18 protein-coding genes and 1 pseudogene are annotated in these 19373 nt (G+C 62.0%); 7 read left to right on the forward strand and 12 right to left on the reverse strand.

Annotation, left to right across the window (positions count from 1 at the left end):
• Positions 1-175: 175 nt before the first annotated feature.
• The 3 genes from ACMGF5_RS01890 to ACMGF5_RS01900 all read left to right on the forward strand — a co-directional run bounded on the left by ACMGF5_RS01890 (position 176) and on the right by ACMGF5_RS01900 (position 5129).
• The gene (locus ACMGF5_RS01890) at positions 176-1549 is read left to right on the forward strand and encodes a TolC family outer membrane protein (protein ID WP_046788077.1); all 1374 of its coding nucleotides are present in this window, start codon (positions 176-178) and stop codon (positions 1547-1549) included.
• A gap of 79 nt (positions 1550-1628) precedes the next feature.
• Positions 1629-3764 carry a type I secretion system permease/ATPase gene (locus ACMGF5_RS01895; protein ID WP_115274142.1) on the forward strand — a complete coding sequence of 712 codons (2136 nt, stop codon included), beginning with the start codon at positions 1629-1631 and terminating at the stop codon, positions 3762-3764.
• 9 nt (positions 3765-3773) lie between these two features.
• The gene (locus ACMGF5_RS01900) at positions 3774-5129 is read left to right on the forward strand and encodes an HlyD family type I secretion periplasmic adaptor subunit (RefSeq protein ID WP_115274141.1); all 1356 of its coding nucleotides are present in this window, start codon (positions 3774-3776) and stop codon (positions 5127-5129) included.
• A 94-nt stretch (positions 5130-5223) separates the two neighbouring features.
• Here ACMGF5_RS01900 and ACMGF5_RS01905 read toward each other — a convergent pair whose 3' ends face one another.
• On the reverse strand, positions 5224-6135 hold the full coding sequence (locus ACMGF5_RS01905; protein ID WP_115274140.1) for an RHS repeat-associated core domain-containing protein: 912 nt from the start codon (positions 6133-6135) through the stop codon (positions 5224-5226).
• A 363-nt stretch (positions 6136-6498) separates the two neighbouring features.
• Here ACMGF5_RS01905 and ACMGF5_RS01910 point away from each other — a divergent pair, with 363 nt between their 5' ends.
• The gene (locus ACMGF5_RS01910) at positions 6499-6792 is read left to right on the forward strand and encodes a hypothetical protein (RefSeq protein WP_115274139.1); all 294 of its coding nucleotides are present in this window, start codon (positions 6499-6501) and stop codon (positions 6790-6792) included.
• A 255-nt stretch (positions 6793-7047) separates the two neighbouring features.
• Here the strand turns inward: ACMGF5_RS01910 and ACMGF5_RS01915 are convergent, their stop codons facing one another.
• The 3 genes from ACMGF5_RS01915 to ACMGF5_RS01925 all read right to left on the reverse strand — a co-directional run bounded on the left by ACMGF5_RS01915 (position 7048) and on the right by ACMGF5_RS01925 (position 10319).
• Positions 7048-7647, reverse strand: coding sequence for a tRNA-uridine aminocarboxypropyltransferase (locus tag ACMGF5_RS01915; RefSeq protein ID WP_115274137.1), 600 nt, complete (start codon positions 7645-7647; stop codon positions 7048-7050).
• 75 nt (positions 7648-7722) lie between these two features.
• Positions 7723-9288: a methyl-accepting chemotaxis protein gene (locus ACMGF5_RS01920; RefSeq protein WP_119687591.1), complete on the reverse strand. Its 1566-nt coding sequence runs from the start codon at positions 9286-9288 to the stop codon at positions 7723-7725.
• Between the two features lie 137 nt (positions 9289-9425).
• A complete protein-coding gene (locus ACMGF5_RS01925) occupies positions 9426-10319 on the reverse strand; it encodes a LysR family transcriptional regulator (protein ID WP_115274135.1) in 894 nt (297 codons plus the stop codon).
• A 224-nt stretch (positions 10320-10543) separates the two neighbouring features.
• On the opposite strand from ACMGF5_RS01925, the gene speB reads away from it, so the two are divergent.
• On the forward strand, positions 10544-11494 hold the full coding sequence (speB, locus tag ACMGF5_RS01930) for an agmatinase (RefSeq protein WP_012315641.1): 951 nt from the start codon (positions 10544-10546) through the stop codon (positions 11492-11494).
• Between the two features lie 132 nt (positions 11495-11626).
• A complete protein-coding gene (locus ACMGF5_RS01935; RefSeq protein ID WP_115274134.1) occupies positions 11627-13006 on the forward strand; it encodes a sodium:solute symporter in 1380 nt (459 codons plus the stop codon).
• Positions 13007-13161: 155 nt separating this feature from the next.
• On the opposite strand, the gene ACMGF5_RS01940 is transcribed toward ACMGF5_RS01935, so the two are convergent.
• Complete coding sequence (locus ACMGF5_RS01940; RefSeq protein ID WP_008090807.1) at positions 13162-13290, reverse strand: PA1414 family protein; 129 nt, start codon at positions 13288-13290, stop codon at positions 13162-13164.
• 124 nt (positions 13291-13414) lie between these two features.
• Positions 13415-14308, reverse strand: coding sequence for a putrescine utilization regulator PtrR (ptrR, locus tag ACMGF5_RS01945; RefSeq protein WP_414157533.1), 894 nt, complete (start codon positions 14306-14308; stop codon positions 13415-13417).
• 106 nt (positions 14309-14414) lie between these two features.
• Between ptrR and ACMGF5_RS01950 the strand changes: the two genes are divergently transcribed.
• The gene (locus ACMGF5_RS01950; protein WP_414157534.1) at positions 14415-15584 is read left to right on the forward strand and encodes an MFS transporter; all 1170 of its coding nucleotides are present in this window, start codon (positions 14415-14417) and stop codon (positions 15582-15584) included.
• A gap of 130 nt (positions 15585-15714) precedes the next feature.
• On the opposite strand, the gene ACMGF5_RS01955 is transcribed toward ACMGF5_RS01950, so the two are convergent.
• The 6 genes and pseudogenes from ACMGF5_RS01955 to ACMGF5_RS01980 form a co-directional block, all read right to left on the reverse strand.
• Positions 15715-16641, reverse strand: a complete 927-nt coding sequence (locus ACMGF5_RS01955; protein ID WP_115274131.1) for a DMT family transporter — start codon at positions 16639-16641, stop codon at positions 15715-15717.
• Positions 16642-16746: 105 nt separating this feature from the next.
• Positions 16747-17142 (reverse strand): transcriptional regulator, encoded by a 396-nt coding sequence (locus tag ACMGF5_RS01960; protein WP_115274130.1) that lies wholly within the window; start codon positions 17140-17142, stop codon positions 16747-16749.
• A gap of 77 nt (positions 17143-17219) precedes the next feature.
• Entirely contained in the window at positions 17220-17474 is a 255-nt protein-coding gene (locus ACMGF5_RS01965; protein ID WP_012315648.1) for a BrnA antitoxin family protein, read from the reverse strand.
• Positions 17452-17730, reverse strand: coding sequence for a BrnT family toxin (locus ACMGF5_RS01970; protein ID WP_046788068.1), 279 nt, complete (start codon positions 17728-17730; stop codon positions 17452-17454). Before ACMGF5_RS01970 ends, ACMGF5_RS01965 begins: the two co-directional genes overlap by 23 nt.
• Before the next feature lie 171 nt (positions 17731-17901).
• A complete protein-coding gene (locus ACMGF5_RS01975) occupies positions 17902-18705 on the reverse strand; it encodes a LuxR family transcriptional regulator (protein ID WP_231386457.1) in 804 nt (267 codons plus the stop codon).
• A 5-nt stretch (positions 18706-18710) separates the two neighbouring features.
• Positions 18711-19221, reverse strand: a pseudogene (locus ACMGF5_RS01980) (SDR family NAD(P)-dependent oxidoreductase); the annotation flags it as partial.
• Between the last annotated feature and the right edge of the window lie 152 nt (positions 19222-19373).

Here is a 19373-nt window from a genome sequence, read left to right on the forward strand (position 1 = left end):
TCGATAGACCGCATAAGTTTTTTTTCGCATATCACTTATGAAAAAATCTTCTTAGCTCGCGCGCTAAATGTTCTTAGCTCTGTTGTTACAAACATGAAACGGTTTGAACGATAAAAATCGTCATTTTTTTGGCGAGAAGAAGCAGGGCCATTTTGAGATCAGGGAGAAGTACCCCATGCGCAGGTTCAACCCCATCACCAGTGCAATTCTGTTGGCCATGGCGTGCGCCAACGTTCAGGCGATGTCGCTCACCGAGGCTGTCCAGAGCGCCGTGGACTACCACCCGGAAATAAGCTCCAACCGCAACAGCAGGTTGTCAGCCGACGAGGACGTGAAATTTGCCCGTGGTGGGTACTATCCAACCGTGGACCTGGTAGCCGGGTACGGCAGACAGCGCTCGGACAACATCAATACCCGCGGCCTGAACGCTGACGGTACCCGCAACCACAACAAAGAAACCCTGAACTACACCCAGTCGGAGTTGCGCCTTCGGCAAATGATCTTCGATGGTTTCAACACAGCCAACGAAGTGGGCCGTACCGAGGCGGTGGCCACCTCCCGCGCCTACTACACTCAGGCCGTCGCACAAGATGTCGCCCTGCGCGCCATCGAGGTGTACCTGGAAGTGCTGAAGCGCCGAGAGTTGGTGACCCTGGCAAAGAACAACCTGCAGGCGCACCTGCGCGTCAGCGATCAGATAGGCCTGCGTAGCGAGCGGGGCGTAGGCAGCACCGCCGACCTTGACCAATCCCGCGCACGCCGGGCTCTGGCGGAAAACAACCTGGACACCGCCGAGGTCGACCTGGCCGATGCCGAGGCCAACTTCTACAGCGTGGTCGGCCGCCTGCCGGATGAGCTGGAAGGCCCGCAATCGGTCAAGGTGGAAATGCCTGGCACTCTGGACGAGGCGCGCGAAGGCATGCGCCAGAACAACCCCTACTTGAAATCTGCCCAGGCCGACGTCAATGCCGCCGAGCAGCAGTACGAAGTGGCCAAATCGCCTTTCTACCCACGGCTGGACGCGGTGCTGGCCACCGGCGCCAACAACAACCTCGGTGGCGAAAAAGGCCACAGCAACAACGACTGGCAGGCCGGCGTCGAACTCAGCTACAACCTGTTCCGCGGCGGCAGCGACAAGGCCCGCCTGCAGTCCGACGCGCACAAGATCAACCAGGCACTGGACATCCGCAACAACGCGCTGCGCGAGCTGACCGAAAACCTCAGCCTGGCCTGGAACGCCATGAACAACGCCCGTAAACAGACCCCTACCGCCCGCGAGTACGCAGAAACGACGCAACGTGTGCGCGCCGCCTATCAGGACCAGTTCGGCCTGGGCCAACGCACCCTGCTCGATGTGCTGGACAGCGAGAATGAGCTGTACAACGCCAACCGCCGTTACACCGAGGTGCGTTACACCGAGGAGTACTCGATGTATCGCGTGCTGGCGACCATGGGTGAGCTGTTGAGCAAACAGCGTATTTCACTGCCGCCGGAGGCCATCGCCAACAACGACGTACGCACCGAGGCCAGGTTGCCCGACATGCGTTGAGCCAGCCCCACGCAACTGGCACTCAGCACCGCGCCTCATCCCCCTTACACCGTGGCGGGAGTAGTTCATCGTGACCAGTATGCAAAGCGCACAACCGCGCCCCGATGTCGATGACCCCCTGCTCGATGGCCTGCTGATTCTGTGCCGCCTGCACGGTCGGCCGGCCAGCCGCGCCAGCCTGAGCAGTGGGCTGCCACTGCTCCAGCAACGCCTGGGTGCGGATTTGCTGCCACGCGCTGCGGCGCGTGCCGGTTTGCAAGGCCGTGTGCTGCAGCGTGAGCTGGCGGCCATTTCGCCGCTCAACCTGCCGGTGCTGCTGTTGCTCAACGACGGCCGCAGCGCCGTGCTGCAGCGCTGGGGCGAAGATGGCCGGGCGCTGATCCTGCCCTGCGAGGCTGAGGGCGGCGAACAATGGGTAGAGCGCGAGGCGCTGGAACAGGCCTACGCAGGTCACGCTTTGTTCGCACGACCCCGTCATACCCTGGAGGAAGTCCGCTCACCGCTGCTGCCGCGGGTGGAGGCCTGGTTCCGCGATACCTTGCGCCATTCCCGCTGGCTGTACGGCGATGCCCTGCTGGCCAGCCTGCTGATCAACCTGCTGGGCCTGATGGTGCCGCTGTTCGTGATGCAGACCTACGATCGCGTGGTACCCAACCAGGCACTTTCGACCTTATGGGTGCTGGTCGCTGGCCTGTTCATCGGCACCGCCTTCGAGCTGGTGCTGCGCATGGTCCGCGCCCACCTGCTGGACCAGGCCGGCAAGAAGACCGACCTGATCCTCTCCGCCGCCCTGTTCGAACGCATCACCGGCATGGCCATGAAAGCCAAACCTGCCAGCATCGGCGGCTTCGCCCAGAGCATCCATGACTTCCAGGGCCTGCGCGAATTCCTCACCGCAGTCACCCTGACCAGCATCATCGACCTGCCCTTCGTCGCCCTCATGCTACTGGTGATCGGCCTGCTGGGCGGCTGGCTGGTACTGATCCCACTGATCGCCTTCCCGCTGGCGGTGGGCTTTGCCCTGTTCATTCAGGCACGCCTGCGCGACACCGTGCAAAAAAGCCTCAGCCTCGGTGCGGTACGCCAGGCACTGCTGATCGAAACCCTCGGCGGCCTGGAAACCCTCAAGGCCTGCGGTGCCGAGAGCGAGCGCCAGTACCAGTGGGAACACACCAATGGCGCCATGGCCCGCCTCGACGCCCACGCCCGCAACCTGTCGTCGCTGGCCAGCAACGGCACGCTGTTCATCCAGCAGTTCTGCGGCATGGCCACCATCGTCGCCGGGGTGTACAGCATCATCGCTGGCAACCTCAGTGTCGGCGCCCTGGTCGCCAGCTACATGCTCGGTAGCCGGGTGCTGGCACCGCTCGGCCAGATTGCAGGGCTGATCACCCGCTATCAGCAAGCGCAACTGACGATGCGCAGCACCGATGCCCTGATGGCCCTGCCGCAAGAACGCCAGGCCGAACAGCAAGCCCTGGAGCACACCGCGCTCAAGGGCGGCCTGACCCTCAGCCATGTCAGCTTCCGCTACCCGGCACAGACCAGCCCGGCACTGCAGGATGTGAACGTGGCCATAAAGCCGGGTGAGCGGATTGGCATCATCGGCCGCAGCGGCTCGGGCAAAAGCACCCTGGGCCGCCTGCTGATGGGCTTTCATCACCCGGAAGAAGGCCAGGTATTGCTGGACAACCTCGACCTGCGCCAACTGGACATCGCCGACCTGCGCAGCCAGCTTGGCTACGTCGCCCATGACCTGCCGCTGCTGGCCGGCAGCCTGCGTGACAACCTGACCCTCGGTGCCCGCCACGTAAGCGATGCGCGCATGCTCGAAGTGGCCGAACTGACCGGCGTCAGCGAGCTGGCCCGCCAGCACCCGCAGGGTTTCGACCGCCCGGTGGGCGAACGTGGCCAATTGCTTTCCGGCGGGCAGCGCCAGGCCGTGCTGCTGGCCCGCGCGCTGTTGCTGGAGCCACCCATCCTGATCCTCGACGAACCTACCAGCCACATGGACAACAGCAGCGAAGAGCAACTGCGCCAGCGACTGCTGAACTGGGTGCCCGGCAAGACCCTGCTGCTGGTCACCCACCGCACCTCGATGCTTAGCCTGGTGGACCGGCTGCTGGTACTGGACAACGGCAAGATCGTCGCCGACGGGCCAAAGGATGCGGTTATCGATGCCCTGCGCAAGGGCCGCATCGGCGCAGCTCTCTAGGAGGTTTCCATGCCCATCGGCCACAGCGTGCGCAGTTCCCACAGCAGCGCCGACAAGCGCACCGAACACGACTACATGCCAGAGCTGGCCAGCGCCACCCTGCAAGATTCCCCGCGCCTGTCACGCCTGACCGTGTGGCTGGCAGCGGCGCTACTGCTCGCGGCCGTGACCTGGGCGAGCCTGGCAGTGCTCGACGAGGTAACCGTCGGCGAAGGCAAGGCGATCCCTTCGAGCAAGGTGCAGGTGGTGCAGAACCTAGAGGGCGGCATCGTCACCGAGATTTTCGTGCGCGAAGGCCAGATGGTGGACAAAGGCGCCACCCTGCTGCGCCTGGACGACACGCGGTTCAAGTCCAACAAAGGTGAAAGCGAGGCCGACCGCTATGCCCTGACCGCCCAGGTCGAGCGGCTGTCCGCCGAAGCCGAAGGGCGGCCCTTTGTGCTGTCCGAGGAGGTCCGCGCCAAGGCGCCCCAGGTAGCCGAGGACGAACTGTCGCTGTACGACTCGCGCCAGCGCCGCCTGGCCAGTGAAAAGCAGACCCTCAACGAGCAGTTGCGACAAAAGACCCAGGAATTGGCCGAGTTCCGTTCCAAGGTCGAACAGTACCGTTCGGCGGTAGGCCTGCTGCAGCAGGAACTGGACATGTCCGCGCCGCTGGTGAGCAAGGGTGCCATTTCACCGGTGGAAATCCTGCGGCTCAAGCAACGCACGGTCGAAGCTCGCGGCCAGCTCAACGCCACCAGCCTGGCCATCCCCCGCGCCGAGGCCGCCGTGGCCGAGATCAGGAGCAAGATCCAGGAATCGGACGCCAGCTTCCGCTCCGAGGCCGCCAAGGAGCTCAACGACAAACGCACGGAGCTATCGAAGATCACCGCCACCAGCATCGCCATCGACGACCGGGTCAACCGCACTACCGTGGTTTCGCCGGTGCATGGCATCGTCAAGATGCTCAAAGTCAACACAATTGGCGGGGTGGTGCAGCCAGGCAGCGACCTGGTGGAGATCGTGCCGATCGAGGACAACCTGCTGATCGAAGCCAAGGTGCGGCCACAGGACGTGGCATTCCTGCACCCGGGGCAGCCGGCGATGGTGAAGTTCAGTGCGTATGACTACACCATTTATGGCGGCATGAAGGCCAAGCTTGAGTTGATCGGTGCCGATACCGTGACCGATGACAAGGGCAATGCGTTTTACCTGATTCAGGTGCGCACCGAGAAGAACCACTTGGGCGGCGATAACAAGCCGCTGCTGATCATCCCCGGGATGGTGGCCACGGTGGATATCATCACCGGGCAGAAGAGTGTGCTGGATTATCTGCTCAAGCCGGTGCTCAAGGCACGGACCGAGGCGTTGCGGGAGCGGTGAAAGGCAGGCCGTTACCGGCCCGCACACAAAAAAAGAACTGATAGGCCCCGGCGCATCGCGATGCTGCGTTTGTTTCGGCGCCTTGCGCAAACGCTCACACAATGTTGAGTCGGACGTGCTCCATCGCTTGAGCTGGAGTCATGGGCGCAAGCGGCACCTCTCTATTCATCAGCTTTTGTGCGGCCAAACCAGCAAAGATGCGTGCCCGCTCGGTCAGCGCGAACTGGTTTGCCATGGCAACCTGTTGCGGCCCGGCGTGAGTTCTGGACAAATGAAGGCTCACTGCATTCGACGCGTCGCGTGATACACGCCCTAGTTGCATCAGACCCTTGTTCCCCACGTGCCCCAGCAACAGGTCAGTAGCAGGACTATTTTGTTTCAGAATGACCAGTAAAGGCGCCATACGAGGTGGCGTAGACGAGATTTCATTAACAAAACTGACCGAGGCCGGTGGATTTGAGCTCATTGCCGGGAGCGTGATGGCAGGGTTTTCTACGTCAGAGTTTTGTACGTCAATGGCTACCGACTTGCCCGGTATAAGTTTTTTGACCCATCTGAACATTCGGCCGGTAGGATCATCTCGATTGACCGGGTCCCCCTGCACGTAGGCGTATGCGTTCAAACCGCCCGCCGCAAAGGGACTCAATCGGTCCGCAGAAAAGAACCTCATCAGCGCGGTACTGTAGACCCTGTAACCATTCCCCAACAAATAGGCATGCTTCAACATACAAGACAGCTGGCCGTTGAATCCCAGTACGGTACTTTCAGTCAGCAATGCATCGTACCCATACGCTGTATAGCTGTGACGCTCTTTGCACAGCGGGTCCAGAATCAATAAAGGTGACCCCATGCCATCGGTGCCGATCAAGCGCGCGTTGGCGACACCGGTGGAACTCCCACTCACCTGCCCCACAACGAAACCCTGCCCCCGCATCAGGGAGTAGACGTGCTTGCCGGCCTTAACCGTAAAGGCTACACCCTGATTCTGATACCAGATTCTGATCATGATGGTTGCTCGGATGCCAAGTAAGAATGCCTCCCAGCATCACCGAACCCGATCGCCGCGCAAACTAGCAAAATTATCAGTTAAATTCCGAGTGCCGGTGTCAGCCCTCACCATGATTTCTCTGGAACGCCTCAGTCCCCATCGCCCTGACCTGCCTCTCGATCAACACCTCGAACGGACGCAACCGCGCCACCGTAATTTCGCCGGTAGGCGCATCTTCAAGCGGCTCAAGGCCAAGCTTGCAGGCGACGAAGGCCGGTACAGCCAACGACTGTTGCCACGTCAACCCGGCATTTTTGCCAGTAGCGATATGTAACGAGAGCCACCATGCTGAACGCTCAATCACCTGAAGGAGTAGGTCACATGCGTATTATCGCCGCAGTAGGTATCGCAACAGTGCTGGCAATGGGTAATGCATTTGCAGCAGATTGCCCGAAAGTTACAAGCATCACTCAATCTGCCGATGAACAAGACGGTATGGAAGGCATCGCTTACAGCGTAAAAAATAACGACGGTCAATGGGCTGGCTTCACCCCTAACGCGTCGGAGTCGGATCTCAGCGCATTTGAACTGAAGAACAAGAAAGATACAAAAACGTCGGTGATTTGCCGCTACGAGAGTGGGGATGAAGGCATCAGCCTGGCCTTGAAAAAGTAGACGGCCATTTTAAATGCCTAGTGTCCCGGACGCTTGATTCGTTTATCCACTCGATTTGTCTCACCAATGGTTCTTCGGCTTAGCGATTAACGAACCACCCCATTCGGGACACTGCTGTACGCAGATCGGCGAACCGGGAACTTGGAACCCGGCAGACCCGAAGTCCTCCCACGCACAGCCGCAATGGCACGAAGCTGCGGGCACACACAAAGCGCCTGCAATCGTGAGGAGAGAACGGCACTGACAGTGCAGGTGTCAGCCTTCACCGTGATTTCTTTGGAACGTCTCAGGCCCCATTGCCCTGATCTGCCCCTCGATCAACACTTCGAACGGGCGCAGCAACTCATCGAAACAGGCCGGCTGCTCCAGCACATTCAATGCCTGCACCACCGCCTCTATGGTCGACACCGCTCCCGGCTCCGGCGCCTTGCGCACGCGGTAGCGCGAGGGCGCCACCTGCGCCAGCGTCACCCTGGGCAACGCTTCGAGCAGCGGATTGAGGTACAAAAGCTTGCGAGCCTTGCGCCAGGTGCCATCAGGGACAATCAGCATGAGCGGCCTGTCGTCTGTATCGCCGTAGGCTGCAAGCACTTGGGCCTGCTCACCTGGGAACAACAGCACCGGCCGATACTCAGGTGCATCCAGCAAATCACCCAGGTCTTCAAACACCTCGCCGACGCGCAACTCGGCATTGACCAGGCCAAGGGCAGCCAGGCGTGCGGTATTCAGGGCGTGCGAGGTTTCACTGGGGTGCTGCAGCAGGACCACGCGGGTGCGGCTGTCGAGCGAGGGGATCAGTGGGCAAAGGCAGTGGTCGAGCGGGCGCAGGCAACGCTCGCAGCGGGGTCTGGACATCGGTTTCTCCTTACCGGGCGCAGTGTGCCACAGCCCTGAGGAAAAGCCCCACATCCTTGTGGGAGAGGCGATAAATCAGCGGTTGAAGCGCTCTGCCAGGCTGTGCAGATACTCGGCCATTCGCTCCAGGTCCTGGCTGATTTCAGCCCCCTGCTTGGCCTGCCCTGCCGTCTGGTCACACAGCTGGGCGATGCGCACGATCTGCTGGTTGATGTCTTCGGCCACGTGGCTCTGCTGCTCCGACGCCGTCGCCATCTGCTGGCTCATGCCGGTGATGCGGCTGACCGCCTGGGCAATCCCGGCCAGCGCCGACTGCACCGCCTCGACACTGTGCACGCTATCCCGCGAGATCTGCTCACCGCGGCTGGCAGTGCTTACCGCCCGCTCGGCGCCCGTGCGCAGGGAGGCAATGATCTGGTGGATTTCCTCGGTCGAGGTGCGCGTGCGCTGCGCCAGCGAGCGCACCTCATCGGCCACCACGGCAAAGCCCCTGCCCTGCTCACCCGCCCGCGCCGCCTCGATCGCGGCATTGAGCGCCAGCAAATTGGTCTGTTCGGCAATCGAGGTGATGGTGTCGACCACGCTGCCGATCGACTGGGTCTGCTCAGCCAGGGCATTGACCGCCTGGCCGATGTCGCTGACCGCCTCACTCATGCTGCCCATCGCCTTGAGGCTCTGCCGGGCCAGTTCGCTGCCCTGCTGCGCCAACTGATCGGCATCGCCCGCAGCATGCGCGGTGCTTTGCACGTTATGCGTCACTTCCTGAATGGTCGCCGCCATCTGCGCAATGGCGGTGGCCGACTGATCGGTCTCACTGCGCTGGCGATCGAGCATCTGCGCCTGGGCATCGGACAGGTCGGCTGACTGGGCTGCCCGCGACTTCACGCCGACGCCGGCGTCCACCAGGCGTGTCAGGGCGGTTTGCAGCCTCGCTTCCTCGCTGATGATCGCCAGGTCGAGCTGGCCGTGCAGGCCCGGGTTGTCACTGTACGTCAGCGCTACCAGCGGGCTGGTGAAGGCTTTGGGATGTTCGGCCAGTGTGCGGCGGATCGCCTGGTTATGCCGTTGTTCAATCAGGTACCAGGCCAACAGCATACTGGCCATCAGCACGCCCAGCGCTGCATAGGGCGGTAACCAGAGGTAGCCGGCGGCCGACAACAGGCCTGCGCCGATCAGCGGCCAGCCATCGCCAACGCCACGCCCCAGCCGCGCGGCCCAGGCTACAGCCGGGCGACCGGCGCGCAGACGCGCATACAGCCGTTCTGCGCGGCGGATCTGCTCACGGCTGGGCACCGAACGCACCGACTCGTAGCCGCTGATGCGGCCGTTTTCATAAATGGCGGTGACATAAGCACTCACCCAGTAGAAATCACCGTTCTTGGCGCGATTCTTCACCACGCCCATCCAGGGTTTGCCTTGTTTGATGGTGTCCCACATATGCCCGAAAACCGCCGGTGGCATGTCGGGGTGACGCACCAGGTTGTGGGTCTGGCCCACCAGCTCGTCGTAGGTGAACCCGCTGATGGCCACGAACGCGTCGTTGCAGTAAGTGATGCGGCTGTTCAGGTCGGTGGTAGAGATCAGCCGCTGGTCGCTGGAAAACGTTCTTTCATGCTCAGTGACGGGCAAATTCATGCGCATCTGGGCGGTCCTTGCTTGTATAGATGAAGGGGAAAATCATCAAAGCAAGTAGAGGTTTAGCAGAACGCCATCAGCCTAGTAGTCAGGTTTGTAGGAAATTTATTCATGCCGACGGAATGACCAAAACGTCCTGTTCATCAGCCAACATTGAGCTGGCTTTTGAGCAGGTCACGGAAGGTCTGAATCAAGGGTTCACGGCTGCGACCGCGGCGGACGATCAGCGAAAATGGCGCCTGATAGCCGAAAGTGGCCGGAGACAATACGCGCAGGTCGCCCTTGTCGACCCAAGCCTGGGCATAGTGCTCGGGCAGGTAGCCGATATAGGCACCTGACAGGATCAGAATGAGCTGCGCCTCCATGCTTTCGACGGTCGCCGCGCTGTGTTTGAAGCCATGCCGGGCCAACTCCGCCTGGCTCCAGTAACCGCGCCCGACCATGCGCTGCTGGGTCACCACCGGTTCGGGGATACGCCGCTCGGCGAACAACGGGTGGCGGCTGCTGCAGTACAACCAATGCTGCTCGCGGTACAGCGGCTGGTAAACCAGGCCACTCATGCGCGAGGAGAACGCCCCGATGGCCAGGTCCAGGCGGTTGTCCTGCACGCCAAGCTGCAGCTCATAGGGGCTGGATACCGAAAGGTGCAGGTGCACCGCCGGGTGCTCCTGGCTGTAGGCTCCGATCGCTTCAGCCAACGGCAGCGCGCGGTCGCCCACGGTCGAGTCGATTACCCCGAGGTTGAGCGTACCGCGCAGCTCACCCTTGAGCGCTGCGGCGTATTGCTCGAAGCCATCGAGCTCCGCCAGCAGGCGCAAGGTCTCCTGATGGAACAGCTCGCCCTTGCTGGTCAGGCTGAAACCGCCACGCCCGCGGTGGCACAGCACGATGCCCAAGGCGCCTTCGAGCTGGCTCATGTAGGTACTGATGGCCGAGGTCGACAGGTTGAGATCGCGCTGGGCATTGGCGAAGCCTTGGTGGCGCACCACGCTGACAAAGATGCGCAGCAGTTTCAGGTCGGGCAAGGTCGAGGCCATGGTGCAACGGTTCCGCTGTGTCATTTGCGCGCAGTCTAACCGCTGCGATGGCGTTTAGTTCAGAAATTCCTGAAGTAAGTATTTGCCGGTAGCGATTTTTCCCACGCACTACCTTGAGCAGACTTGGCCGAAATGTCCCTGCCCGCCGGCATAACCACATTTCAAGGCGCGCGGCGGCACAGGTTCGAACAAACAAAACAATCGACCGACTGATGAGGCCCACCGTGGACAAAGTTCTCCATCAACCACTGGGCGGCAACGAAATGCCGCGTTTCGGCGGCATCGCCACCATGCTCCGTCTCCCCCACCTGCAAAGCGCCGAAGGCCTGGACGCCGCGTTCATCGGCGTGCCGCTGGACATCGGCACCTCGCTGCGCTCCGGCACCCGCTTCGGCCCACGGCAGATCCGCGCCGAATCGGTGATGATCCGCCCGTACAACATGGCCACCGGTGCCGCCCCGTTCGACTCGCTGTCGGTGGCCGACATCGGTGACGTGGCGATCAACACCTTCAACCTGCTCGACGCCGTGCGCATCATCGAAGAAGCCTACGACGAGATTGTCGAGCACAATGTCATCCCGATGACGCTGGGTGGCGACCACACCATCACCCTGCCGATCCTGCGCGCCCTGCACAAGAAGCACGGCAAGATCGGCCTGGTGCACATCGACGCCCACGCCGACGTCAACGATCACATGTTCGGTGAGAAAATCGCCCACGGCACCACCTTCCGCCGCGCGGTGGAAGAGGGCCTGCTCGATTGCGACCGCGTGGTCCAGATCGGCCTGCGCGCCCAGGGCTACACCGCCGACGACTTCAACTGGAGCCGCCGCCAGGGCTTTCGCGTGGTACAGGCCGAAGAGTGCTGGCACAAGTCGCTGGAACCGCTGATGGCCGAAGTGCGCGAAAAAGTCGGCGGCGGCCCGGTATACCTGTCGTTCGACATCGACGGTATCGACCCGGCCTGGGCCCCGGGCACCGGCACCCCGGAAATCGGCGGCTTGACCACCATCCAGGCGATGGAGATCATTCGCGGCTGCCACGGCCTGGACCTGATCGGCTGTGACCTTGTCGAAGTCTCCCCGCCTTACGACACCACCGGCAACACCTCGCTGCTCGGTGCCAACCTGCTGTTCGAAATGCTCTGCGTGCTGCCCGGCGTCGTGCGCCGCTGAAACTTGCTGCACCCCGGCAGGAGCCATGAGGGAGGGCCACAGAGGCCCGCCAACACAAGACAAGACCGCCAGGCGCCGTGAAGCGCCTGAGCGGTCGATCTCGCCATAATAAAGATAATCGGGAGACCCCCAATGGCCTTGGACATCATTGTTGTAATGATCTATACCGCCGGCATGCTCGGGCTGGGCTGGTATGGCATGCGGCGCGCAAAAACCCACGAAGACTACCTGGTGGCAGGGCGCAACCTGGGCCCGACCTTGTACATGGGCACCATGGCCACAACCGTGCTCGGCGGCGCCTCCACCGTCGGCACCGTACGCCTTGGCTATGTGCATGGCATCTCCGGTTTCTGGCTGTGCGCAGCCCTGGGCCTGGGCATCATCGCCCTCAACCTGTTCCTCGCCAAACCGCTGCTGCGCCTGAAGATCTTCACCGTGACCCAGGTACTGGAACGTCGCTACAACCCCATGGCGCGCCAGGCCAGTGCGGCAATCATGCTGGCCTATGCGCTGATGATCGGCGTCACCTCGACCCTGGCCATGGCGACTGTCCTGCAGGTGTTGCTGGACTTGCCGTTCTGGATGTCGCTGCTGCTCGGCGGCGGCGTGGTGGTGGTCTATTCGACCATCGGCGGCATGTGGTCGTTGACCCTGACCGACATCGTCCAGTTCGTGATCAAGACCGTGGGCCTGATGTTCATCCTGCTGCCGGTGTGCCTGTACAACGCCGGTGGCTGGGACACCCTGGTAGCCAAGCTGCCGGCGGCCAGCTTCGCCTGGACCACCATCGGCTGGGACACCATCATCACTTACTTCCTGATCTACTTCTTCGGCATCCTGATCGGTCAGGACATCTGGCAGCGGGTGTTCACCGCCCGTGACGAGAAGGTCTGCCAACGTGCCGGCACGACTGCAGGCCTGTACTGCGTGCTATATGGCCTGGCCTGCGCCCTGATCGGCATGGCCGCGCATGTGCTGATGCCGGACTTGGCCAACCCGAACAACGCGTTCGCCGAGATGATCAAGAGCCAGTTGCCTGATGGTATCCGTGGCCTGCTGATGGCCGCTGCCCTGGCAGCGATGATGTCGACCGCCAGCGCCGGCCTGCTGGCTGCCTCGACCACCATTACCGAAGACCTGTTGCCAAAACTGCGTGGCGGCAAGCAGTCGAGCCTGGGTGTCAGCCGCCTGTTCACCCTGCTCACCGGTTTGGTGGTGCTGGGCATCGCCCTGGCGGTGAACGATGTGATCAGCGCACTGACGCTGGCCTACAACCTGCTTGTCGGCGGCATGCTGATCCCGCTGATCGGGGCGATCTTCTGGAAACGTGCGACCACTGCAGGGGCCATCGCCAGCATGTCGCTGGGCTTTGCCACGGCGCTGTTGTTCATGTTCAAGGACGGGCTAGACGCCAATACGCCGATCTACTACAGCCTGGCGGTTGGCCTGGTGAGCTTCGTGCTGGTCAGCCTGCTGTCGCGTAAACCGGTGGGGGTGGTGAAGCTGGCTTGAGGGTGAGATCGAGCGTCGCCCAGGCAGCGCTCGATCCCAAAGGTGCCGGCGCAATCCAGGCATGCCAGGCATGCGCTCGACCGCATGCACAACGCCCCGAAAACAACCAACAAAAAAGCCACGGCATCATCTCTGATATCGCGGCTTTGTTGGTTTCAACGACGACGCGGCTGGCGCCTGCGCTGCTCTTCATCAGTCGGGATAGGCACCGGCTGCAAGGGTGGTGGTATCAGCCCCAGGGCGACAGCCAAGTCGTGGAGCCAGTTGAACATTTGGTTTTTCATAGTGCCCCCTTGACGGGTCAGCCTCTCGGTCAATCAATCCTGCGATGTTTCATACAGATCATAGCCCGATGTCCTGTATTACGCATGCCCTTGTACTTACAGATAGGGGCAAGTTTGACGCGGATCAAGCGGAAACGGTGGATTCCGACGGCTGGTTAATCGTTTCGCTTTGTTGCAAATCGACCCACGCCTGCAAATTCGCCCCTCGCATCCCCTGCCGCCACATCAGCCAGGTCACCGCCTGATCGAACGGCGCCTGCAGGCGATGGACCCGCACGCGGTCACGCCCCGGCAGGCTGTCGAGCATCGATTGCGCCATCAGCGCCACGCCCGCGCCGGCTATCACACAGGCCAGCATGCTCTGGTAAGACTCGATCTCCATTACCCGCCCCATGGGCGTATGTGCATGGGCATACCACGCCTCCAGGCGCATCCGATAGGAGCAGCCCTGGCGGAAGGTGAACACCGCCTTGCCCGCCACATCCCTGGCGCTGTGCACTGTTGGGTGTTCAGGGCTGGTGATCAGTACCAGTTCTTCTTCGCACAAGGGCACGCCATCGAGCCCCGCCAGGCTCGGAGGCCCGTCCACCAGTGCGGCGTCCAGGCGGTGGCTGAGCAACCCCTCGAGCAACTCGCCACTGGGGGCAGCCTGCACCTGCAAGTTAACGGCCGGATAGGCCTGATGGTAGCGCGCCAACAGCGCGGGCAGGTGAATGGCCGCCGTGCTGTACATGGTGCCCAGGACGAAGTCGCCGGCCGGCTGCCCGCCCTGTACCGCCGCCATGGCTTCGTCACGCAGCGCCGCCAGGCGGTTGGCGTAATCCAGCAGCACCTTGCCAGCGGGGGACAACTGCAGGCGCTGGCGTTCACGCAAGAAAAGCTCCACGCCCAGTTGCTCTTCAAGCTGGCGCAAGCGCGTGGACAGGTTCGACGGCACCCGGTGCAGGCGCTCGGCGGCGCGTGTGATGGAACCTTCCTCTGCGACCGCCTGGAAGATACTCAGTTGGCTGAACTCCATGACATTCTCCAAAACAGAACAACTTGATCATCATTATTCAATTTTATTGAAAACAAAAGCGCCCTAACCTGCCATCCATCGTTTACACCCGCGCAGGAGTGTCCTCATGTCGCCGTTCGTACAACTGCTGGCCAGCGCCGTAGCCCTGATGATGGCCATGGGCATCGGCCGCTTCGCTCTCACCCCGCAACTGCCGCAGCTGATCGCCGAAGGTCAGTTCGACCTGACCGCCGCCGGCCTGGTCGCGGCGGCCAACTACCTGGGTTATTTCATTGGCGCGGCAGACGCCATGTTCGCCCGCACGCCAGCCCAGGTCAGGCTGCGCCTGCATGGCGGCCTGTGGCTTTGTGCAGTGCTGACCCTGGCGTCCTGGGCTGCGGACGGGTTCTGGAGCCACCTGCTGCTGCGCTTCGGTACGGGTGTTGCCAGTGCCTGGGTGCTGGTGATGATCACCAGCCTCAGCCAGCGACTGGCCAACGCCAACAACCGTCCGCGCCTGGGCGCCCTGGTGTTCGCCGGGCCCGGCCTGGGCATCGCCGTCACCGGCCTGCTGGCATTGCTCGCTCACTTGCTCGGTATGAGCTCAGCAGCGTTATGGCTGGTGTATGCCGTTGCCGCGCTGGTCATGCTGCTGGCTGTGTACCCCTGGCTGCCTCGCGCTCAGGAACCCGCCGTAGTACCGCGCACGGCGCAGCAAGGGGCGACGCGCAGCGTTGGCATTGGCCGCCTTGGCCTGGTGTATGCCTTGTATGGCGTGGGTTACATCCTGCCGGCCACGTTCCTGTCGCAAATGGCCAACCAACAGTTCCAGGGCAACTGGATGGCCGACCTGTTCTGGCCAGCGTTTGGTGTGGCGGCGGCGTTGGGCGTGGTGCTGGTGAGTGTGCGACGCGCCGGCCGCACTTCGGTCTGGCTGAGCGCGACCTTGTGGCTGCAAGGCCTTGGCGTGCTGGCCTGCCTGATGGGCGGTGGCCTTGGCCTCGCATTGGGCGTAGTGCTCTGCGGTACGCCGTTCCTGGCATGCATGCAGTTGGTGATGCAACGCTCGCGGGAGCTCGCGCCGCATGCGACGCAGCGCAATGCCGGGCTGTTGACTGCGTGCTTTGCGCTGGGGCAATTGAGCGGGCCGTTGCTGGCGGCGTTGAGCAACCATTACAGCGGGAGCTTGCAGCCGGCGCTGGTAATGGCGGCGGCTGGGTTGGGGCTGGCGGGGGTATTGGTTCTTACCGGCACACGCAACAACCAGAACTGCCAAATTGCAGGGCGGGTTGCGTGATGGATCAAGCTTGATCAATACCGGCCCTGTCGCCGGCAAGCCAGCTCCCACAGATGCCCCACTGACCTCAGGTTTAGTGGGGTACCTGTGGGAGCCGGCTTGCCGGCGATAGGGCCAGTAACAGCAACCCCTATCCCACAAACCTGCGCAATTGCTGCTTCACCCAAGGCTCGGCACTGACCAGCACCACGCCGAGCAAAACCATTACGGCCCCGAGCACAAAATTCACGCTCAGCGGTTCATCCAGCAAGAGCACGCCAAACGTCACCCCAAATAATGGGGTAATAAAGGAAAACACCGCCAAATTCGAGGCCAAGTACTTACGCAGCAACCAGAACCACGTCAGGTAGCTGACAAACGACACCACAATGCCCTGGAACAGCACGCTGCCGACCGCCAAGGGCGTCCACGAGACCTTGTCGATCTGCCCGCTGAGCAAGGCGATCAGCAACAATCCGACAAAACCTACTGCCAGTTGGTAGAAGAGGGTCAACGTCGCAGGCGCCTCGGACAAGCGCGAACCCCGTACCACCACGGTCGTCGCCCCCCAAGCCAACCCGGCCAGCACACCGAAGGCATCGCCGAGCAGCATGCGCCCGTCCATTTCTTCGAACGACACGCCCCCGGCAAACGCAGTAGCAATTCCGCCGAACGCCAACAGAATGCCCAGCCACTGCAGCAGGCGCAGCCGCTCGCTGGGCAGCATGAAATGTAGCCCAAGTGCCGTGAACACCGGCGCGGTATAGAGGAACACAGACATGTGCGCCGCCGATGTCAGCTTCAGCCCCTCGGCGATGAACAGGAACTCCAGGCCAAACAAACCGCCGGCCAGCAACCCGCCACGCCAGGTGCTCCCCACCTGCCCCCAGCCACCGCGCCAGCAGATCATCAAGCCGACCAGCACCGCCGCAAGGCCGTTGCGCAGAGCTGCCTGCATCACCGGCGCAATATCAACCGCCGCAGACTTGATCAGTACCTGTTGGCAACCCCAGATCAGGCACAGCCCCAGCATGACCTGGAAGGCAAAGGCATCGGGATTCTTGCGGGCCGCACTCATGGGCGGCCCTCTTGGGTGATCGATGGCATGGGCAAGGCTCGGCAGTATTCAGAAAAGACCGATTATCGGTTTTTCCGGGCAGGCCTTGCCAGCCTCAATACGACCTCAAGCGATCTGCGCCTTCGCCGACACCTGCTCGAAGGTGGTTTCGTCCAGCGCATCTTCCTGGTCATCCAGTACCTGGCGCGGGTGCTCGAAGCCCGGGATGCTGCTGTCGATCAGGCTCAACAGCCGCGACCCGCGCTCGGTGAGCACGAAGTTCTCTCCATTGCCGCCATCCTCTGGCGGCCGGCTCTCGACGAAGCCGCGCTCGAATAGCAGCTTCTCGTACTCGCAGGCACGGGTTTTCAGATGGTCCACATCCCCCACCGGCTGGCCCTCGGCGGCCAGAGCCGCAGCGTGCTGCTCGGCATAGGGGCGTGGTGTGAAGCTGTGACCGGCGCCGTTCTGCACTTCGTGCAGCAAGCGCTCGATCAGGTCCCAGTCGTAGGTAATGCTCATGGCTATGGCCTCTTGCTGTGGACGCATGGGGTACACAGCTTGGGACCGGTCGCGGGTCTGGTGCGTTCCAAAAGATCTCAGCGCTGGCGCTGCTGGGCTTGCATGTACTGGCGCAGCAACTGATTAATCCGCGTCTGATAACCCGCCCCCTGATCCTTGAACCAGGTGAGGACATCAGCGTCCAGGCGAATGGTTACTGCCTGCTTCGCCGGGACACGCAGTTCAGCCTGCTGGAAGAAAGCCTGGTCCAACTCGGGGATATCCGAGGTATCAATATCTTTATCGTCCATTTGAGCCAGGCGGCTCCAATCAGTTTTCGATGCTTTGGTCATAGTGTTTGGCCTCCCATCTGGTGGCTTTACGTGCGGAAATGATGCGGATTACCTCACCCTGCCTCTCCGTGTACACGACTACCCCAAGCAAGGCATTGAGCCATCCCAAGCTTACCCAGCGCTCCTCAGCGTATTGTGCGCTGTCGTCCCGTCGGGTCAACATGGGATGGTTGAACATGTCGGGCACATCAGCGAAATCGATGCCGTGCTTTCGGATATTGGTTTGATTTTTCGTTGCGTCCCACTCAAATATCATGGGGCGCCCTGTATTTACAGATGTACATACGATACCTCCTCTTTCATCGCGAGACTAGGACGAGGTCACTCGCGCATCAATGGGGCCAGGAGGTTAAACGCCAGTTTCGGAAAGGGATTACAGCCAAGATAGAAAAGCCGCACAGATCCATTACAGGCCATAGCCTTCAGATCATTGCTGCTTCGTGAGATAGCCAATAAACAACCGAAACAACTCCGCATTCCCGGCAATCCCCAACCGCTGCCAGATGTTGTGCCGGTGCACCTTGACCGTCCCTTCCGAAATCCCCAGCGCCCGCGAGATCGACTGGCTGCTGTGCCCCTGCAAGATCAGCTTGGCCACATGCCGCTGGGTTTCGGTCAACTGGCCCTGGAGGATATTGACGAAGGCGTCTTCCAACTGGCTGTCCGAGTCCTGCGGGTCGGCCAGGTCTTCGGCATGAGCAAGGTGTAGGTGCTGGCTGAAAATGGCATCGATCAGCGGCGTCAGCGCAGCGAGGCGTTGGGTTTCATCGGTTTCGAACGCCCCCTTGTGCAAGCCGCGCATCAAGGAAAACACCAGCGCCGTGCGTGGGCGCACAGGGACGATGAAGCCGATTTCTTCGATCAAGCTGCCGTGGTGCGACGAGACACAGGGGTGGATGTCGGGCAAGATGGAAAAGCCCGAGGCGAAGAAGCTGTCCGGCGCCAGCTCGCTCATGCGCCACAGCCCCGTGGGGTGATTGTTGGTGCAAGCGACGTAGAACGGGTCGAGCAAATAGCCCCCGCGCAGATACGCCTTGAGCGTACGCTCGGTCACCCGCTGGTTGTAGCCATCGTGCACCAACAGCGCCGGCTGGTTGAAGCGAAACAGGTAAGCGCAGCTCATGTCGAAATCGACCACGCCCTTGAGCGCAGTGTCGATGGCCGGGCCCAGTGCGTCGCTGCCGATGCTGCGAATCACCGTGGCCAGGCGGTTGGCGTGGTCGCTGTTCATGGCTGCGGCCTGTGCGCGCGCGAACATGTGGCAGGCGCCCTTGGTGGTGCAGTAGAGCACTTCCATCGGCGTGCCCACCACGGCCGAAATCGACGACGTGCAGATCACGCTGCCGCCACCGGCGGCCAGCATGCCCGGCAGCACTGCCTTGGTCACCAGGAACATGCTTTTCACGTTGACGCTCATCAAACGGTCCCAATCGGCTTCGCTGGTCTCCAGAAAGGGCCCGGCAGCGATGATGCCTGCGTGATTCATCAGCACCGTGATCGGCCCGAAGTGCGCCTGGGCCTGGCTGACGGCGCGGTGCACCTGATCGGCCACGGAAACGTCTGCCGCGACGAACAGGGCTTGTCCGCCCGTTGCATTGATGCGCGCCGCTACGGCTTCACCTTGGCTGCTGGGCAAGTCGAGGATCGCCACCTTGGCGCCCTCGGCGGCAAACAGCTCCGACGCTGCCAGGCCACATCCCCCTGCCCCGCCGGTAATCAGTGCCACCTTGCCTTTCAATCGATCCATGGGTCTGCTCCTCGGTTGTTCTGGTTGTGGCTCCAAACTAGAGCCGAGGGCAGTCGGGGTCCATATACCCAGGGGTATAGGCCAGGTGCACAGGGGCTTCCGCCGGTCGTGGAGGCGGAACTTACCGGCATGCAGGCGCCTCCACCGGGCAT

Origin of the sequence: Pseudomonas sp. BNK-15 (genome assembly GCF_047456105.1) — a bacterium.
Taxonomy (GTDB): domain Bacteria; phylum Pseudomonadota; class Gammaproteobacteria; order Pseudomonadales; family Pseudomonadaceae; genus Aquipseudomonas; species Aquipseudomonas putida_E.

What these genes read in the sequence shown, in the direction of transcription:
- ACMGF5_RS01925 (WP_115274135.1), bottom strand. Translation starts at nt 10,319, where the DNA reads ATGGCCTCGACCTTGCCCGACCTGAAACTGCTGCGCATCTTTGTCAGC.
- ACMGF5_RS01910 (WP_115274139.1), top strand. Translation starts at nt 6,499, where the DNA reads ATGCGTATTATCGCCGCAGTAGGTATCGCAACAGTGCTGGCAATGGGT.
- ACMGF5_RS01905 (WP_115274140.1), bottom strand. Translation starts at nt 6,135, where the DNA reads ATGATCAGAATCTGGTATCAGAATCAGGGTGTAGCCTTTACGGTTAAG.
- ACMGF5_RS01955 (WP_115274131.1), bottom strand. Translation starts at nt 16,641, where the DNA reads ATGAGTGCGGCCCGCAAGAATCCCGATGCCTTTGCCTTCCAGGTCATG.
- ACMGF5_RS01935 (WP_115274134.1), top strand. Translation starts at nt 11,627, where the DNA reads ATGGCCTTGGACATCATTGTTGTAATGATCTATACCGCCGGCATGCTC.
- ACMGF5_RS01965 (WP_012315648.1), bottom strand. Translation starts at nt 17,474, where the DNA reads ATGACCAAAGCATCGAAAACTGATTGGAGCCGCCTGGCTCAAATGGAC.
- ACMGF5_RS01960 (WP_115274130.1), bottom strand. Translation starts at nt 17,142, where the DNA reads ATGAGCATTACCTACGACTGGGACCTGATCGAGCGCTTGCTGCACGAA.
- ACMGF5_RS01895 (WP_115274142.1), top strand. Translation starts at nt 1,629, where the DNA reads ATGCAAAGCGCACAACCGCGCCCCGATGTCGATGACCCCCTGCTCGAT.
- ACMGF5_RS01975 (WP_231386457.1), bottom strand. Translation starts at nt 18,705, where the DNA reads ATGAACAGCGACCACGCCAACCGCCTGGCCACGGTGATTCGCAGCATC.
- ACMGF5_RS01940 (WP_008090807.1), bottom strand. Translation starts at nt 13,290, where the DNA reads ATGAAAAACCAAATGTTCAACTGGCTCCACGACTTGGCTGTCGCCCTG.
- ACMGF5_RS01900 (WP_115274141.1), top strand. Translation starts at nt 3,774, where the DNA reads ATGCCCATCGGCCACAGCGTGCGCAGTTCCCACAGCAGCGCCGACAAG.
- ACMGF5_RS01970 (WP_046788068.1), bottom strand. Translation starts at nt 17,730, where the DNA reads ATGATATTTGAGTGGGACGCAACGAAAAATCAAACCAATATCCGAAAG.
- ACMGF5_RS01950 (WP_414157534.1), top strand. Translation starts at nt 14,415, where the DNA reads ATGTCGCCGTTCGTACAACTGCTGGCCAGCGCCGTAGCCCTGATGATG.
- ACMGF5_RS01890 (WP_046788077.1), top strand. Translation starts at nt 176, where the DNA reads ATGCGCAGGTTCAACCCCATCACCAGTGCAATTCTGTTGGCCATGGCG.
- ptrR (WP_414157533.1), bottom strand. Translation starts at nt 14,308, where the DNA reads ATGGAGTTCAGCCAACTGAGTATCTTCCAGGCGGTCGCAGAGGAAGGT.
- ACMGF5_RS01920 (WP_119687591.1), bottom strand. Translation starts at nt 9,288, where the DNA reads ATGCGCATGAATTTGCCCGTCACTGAGCATGAAAGAACGTTTTCCAGC.
- ACMGF5_RS01915 (WP_115274137.1), bottom strand. Translation starts at nt 7,647, where the DNA reads ATGTCCAGACCCCGCTGCGAGCGTTGCCTGCGCCCGCTCGACCACTGC.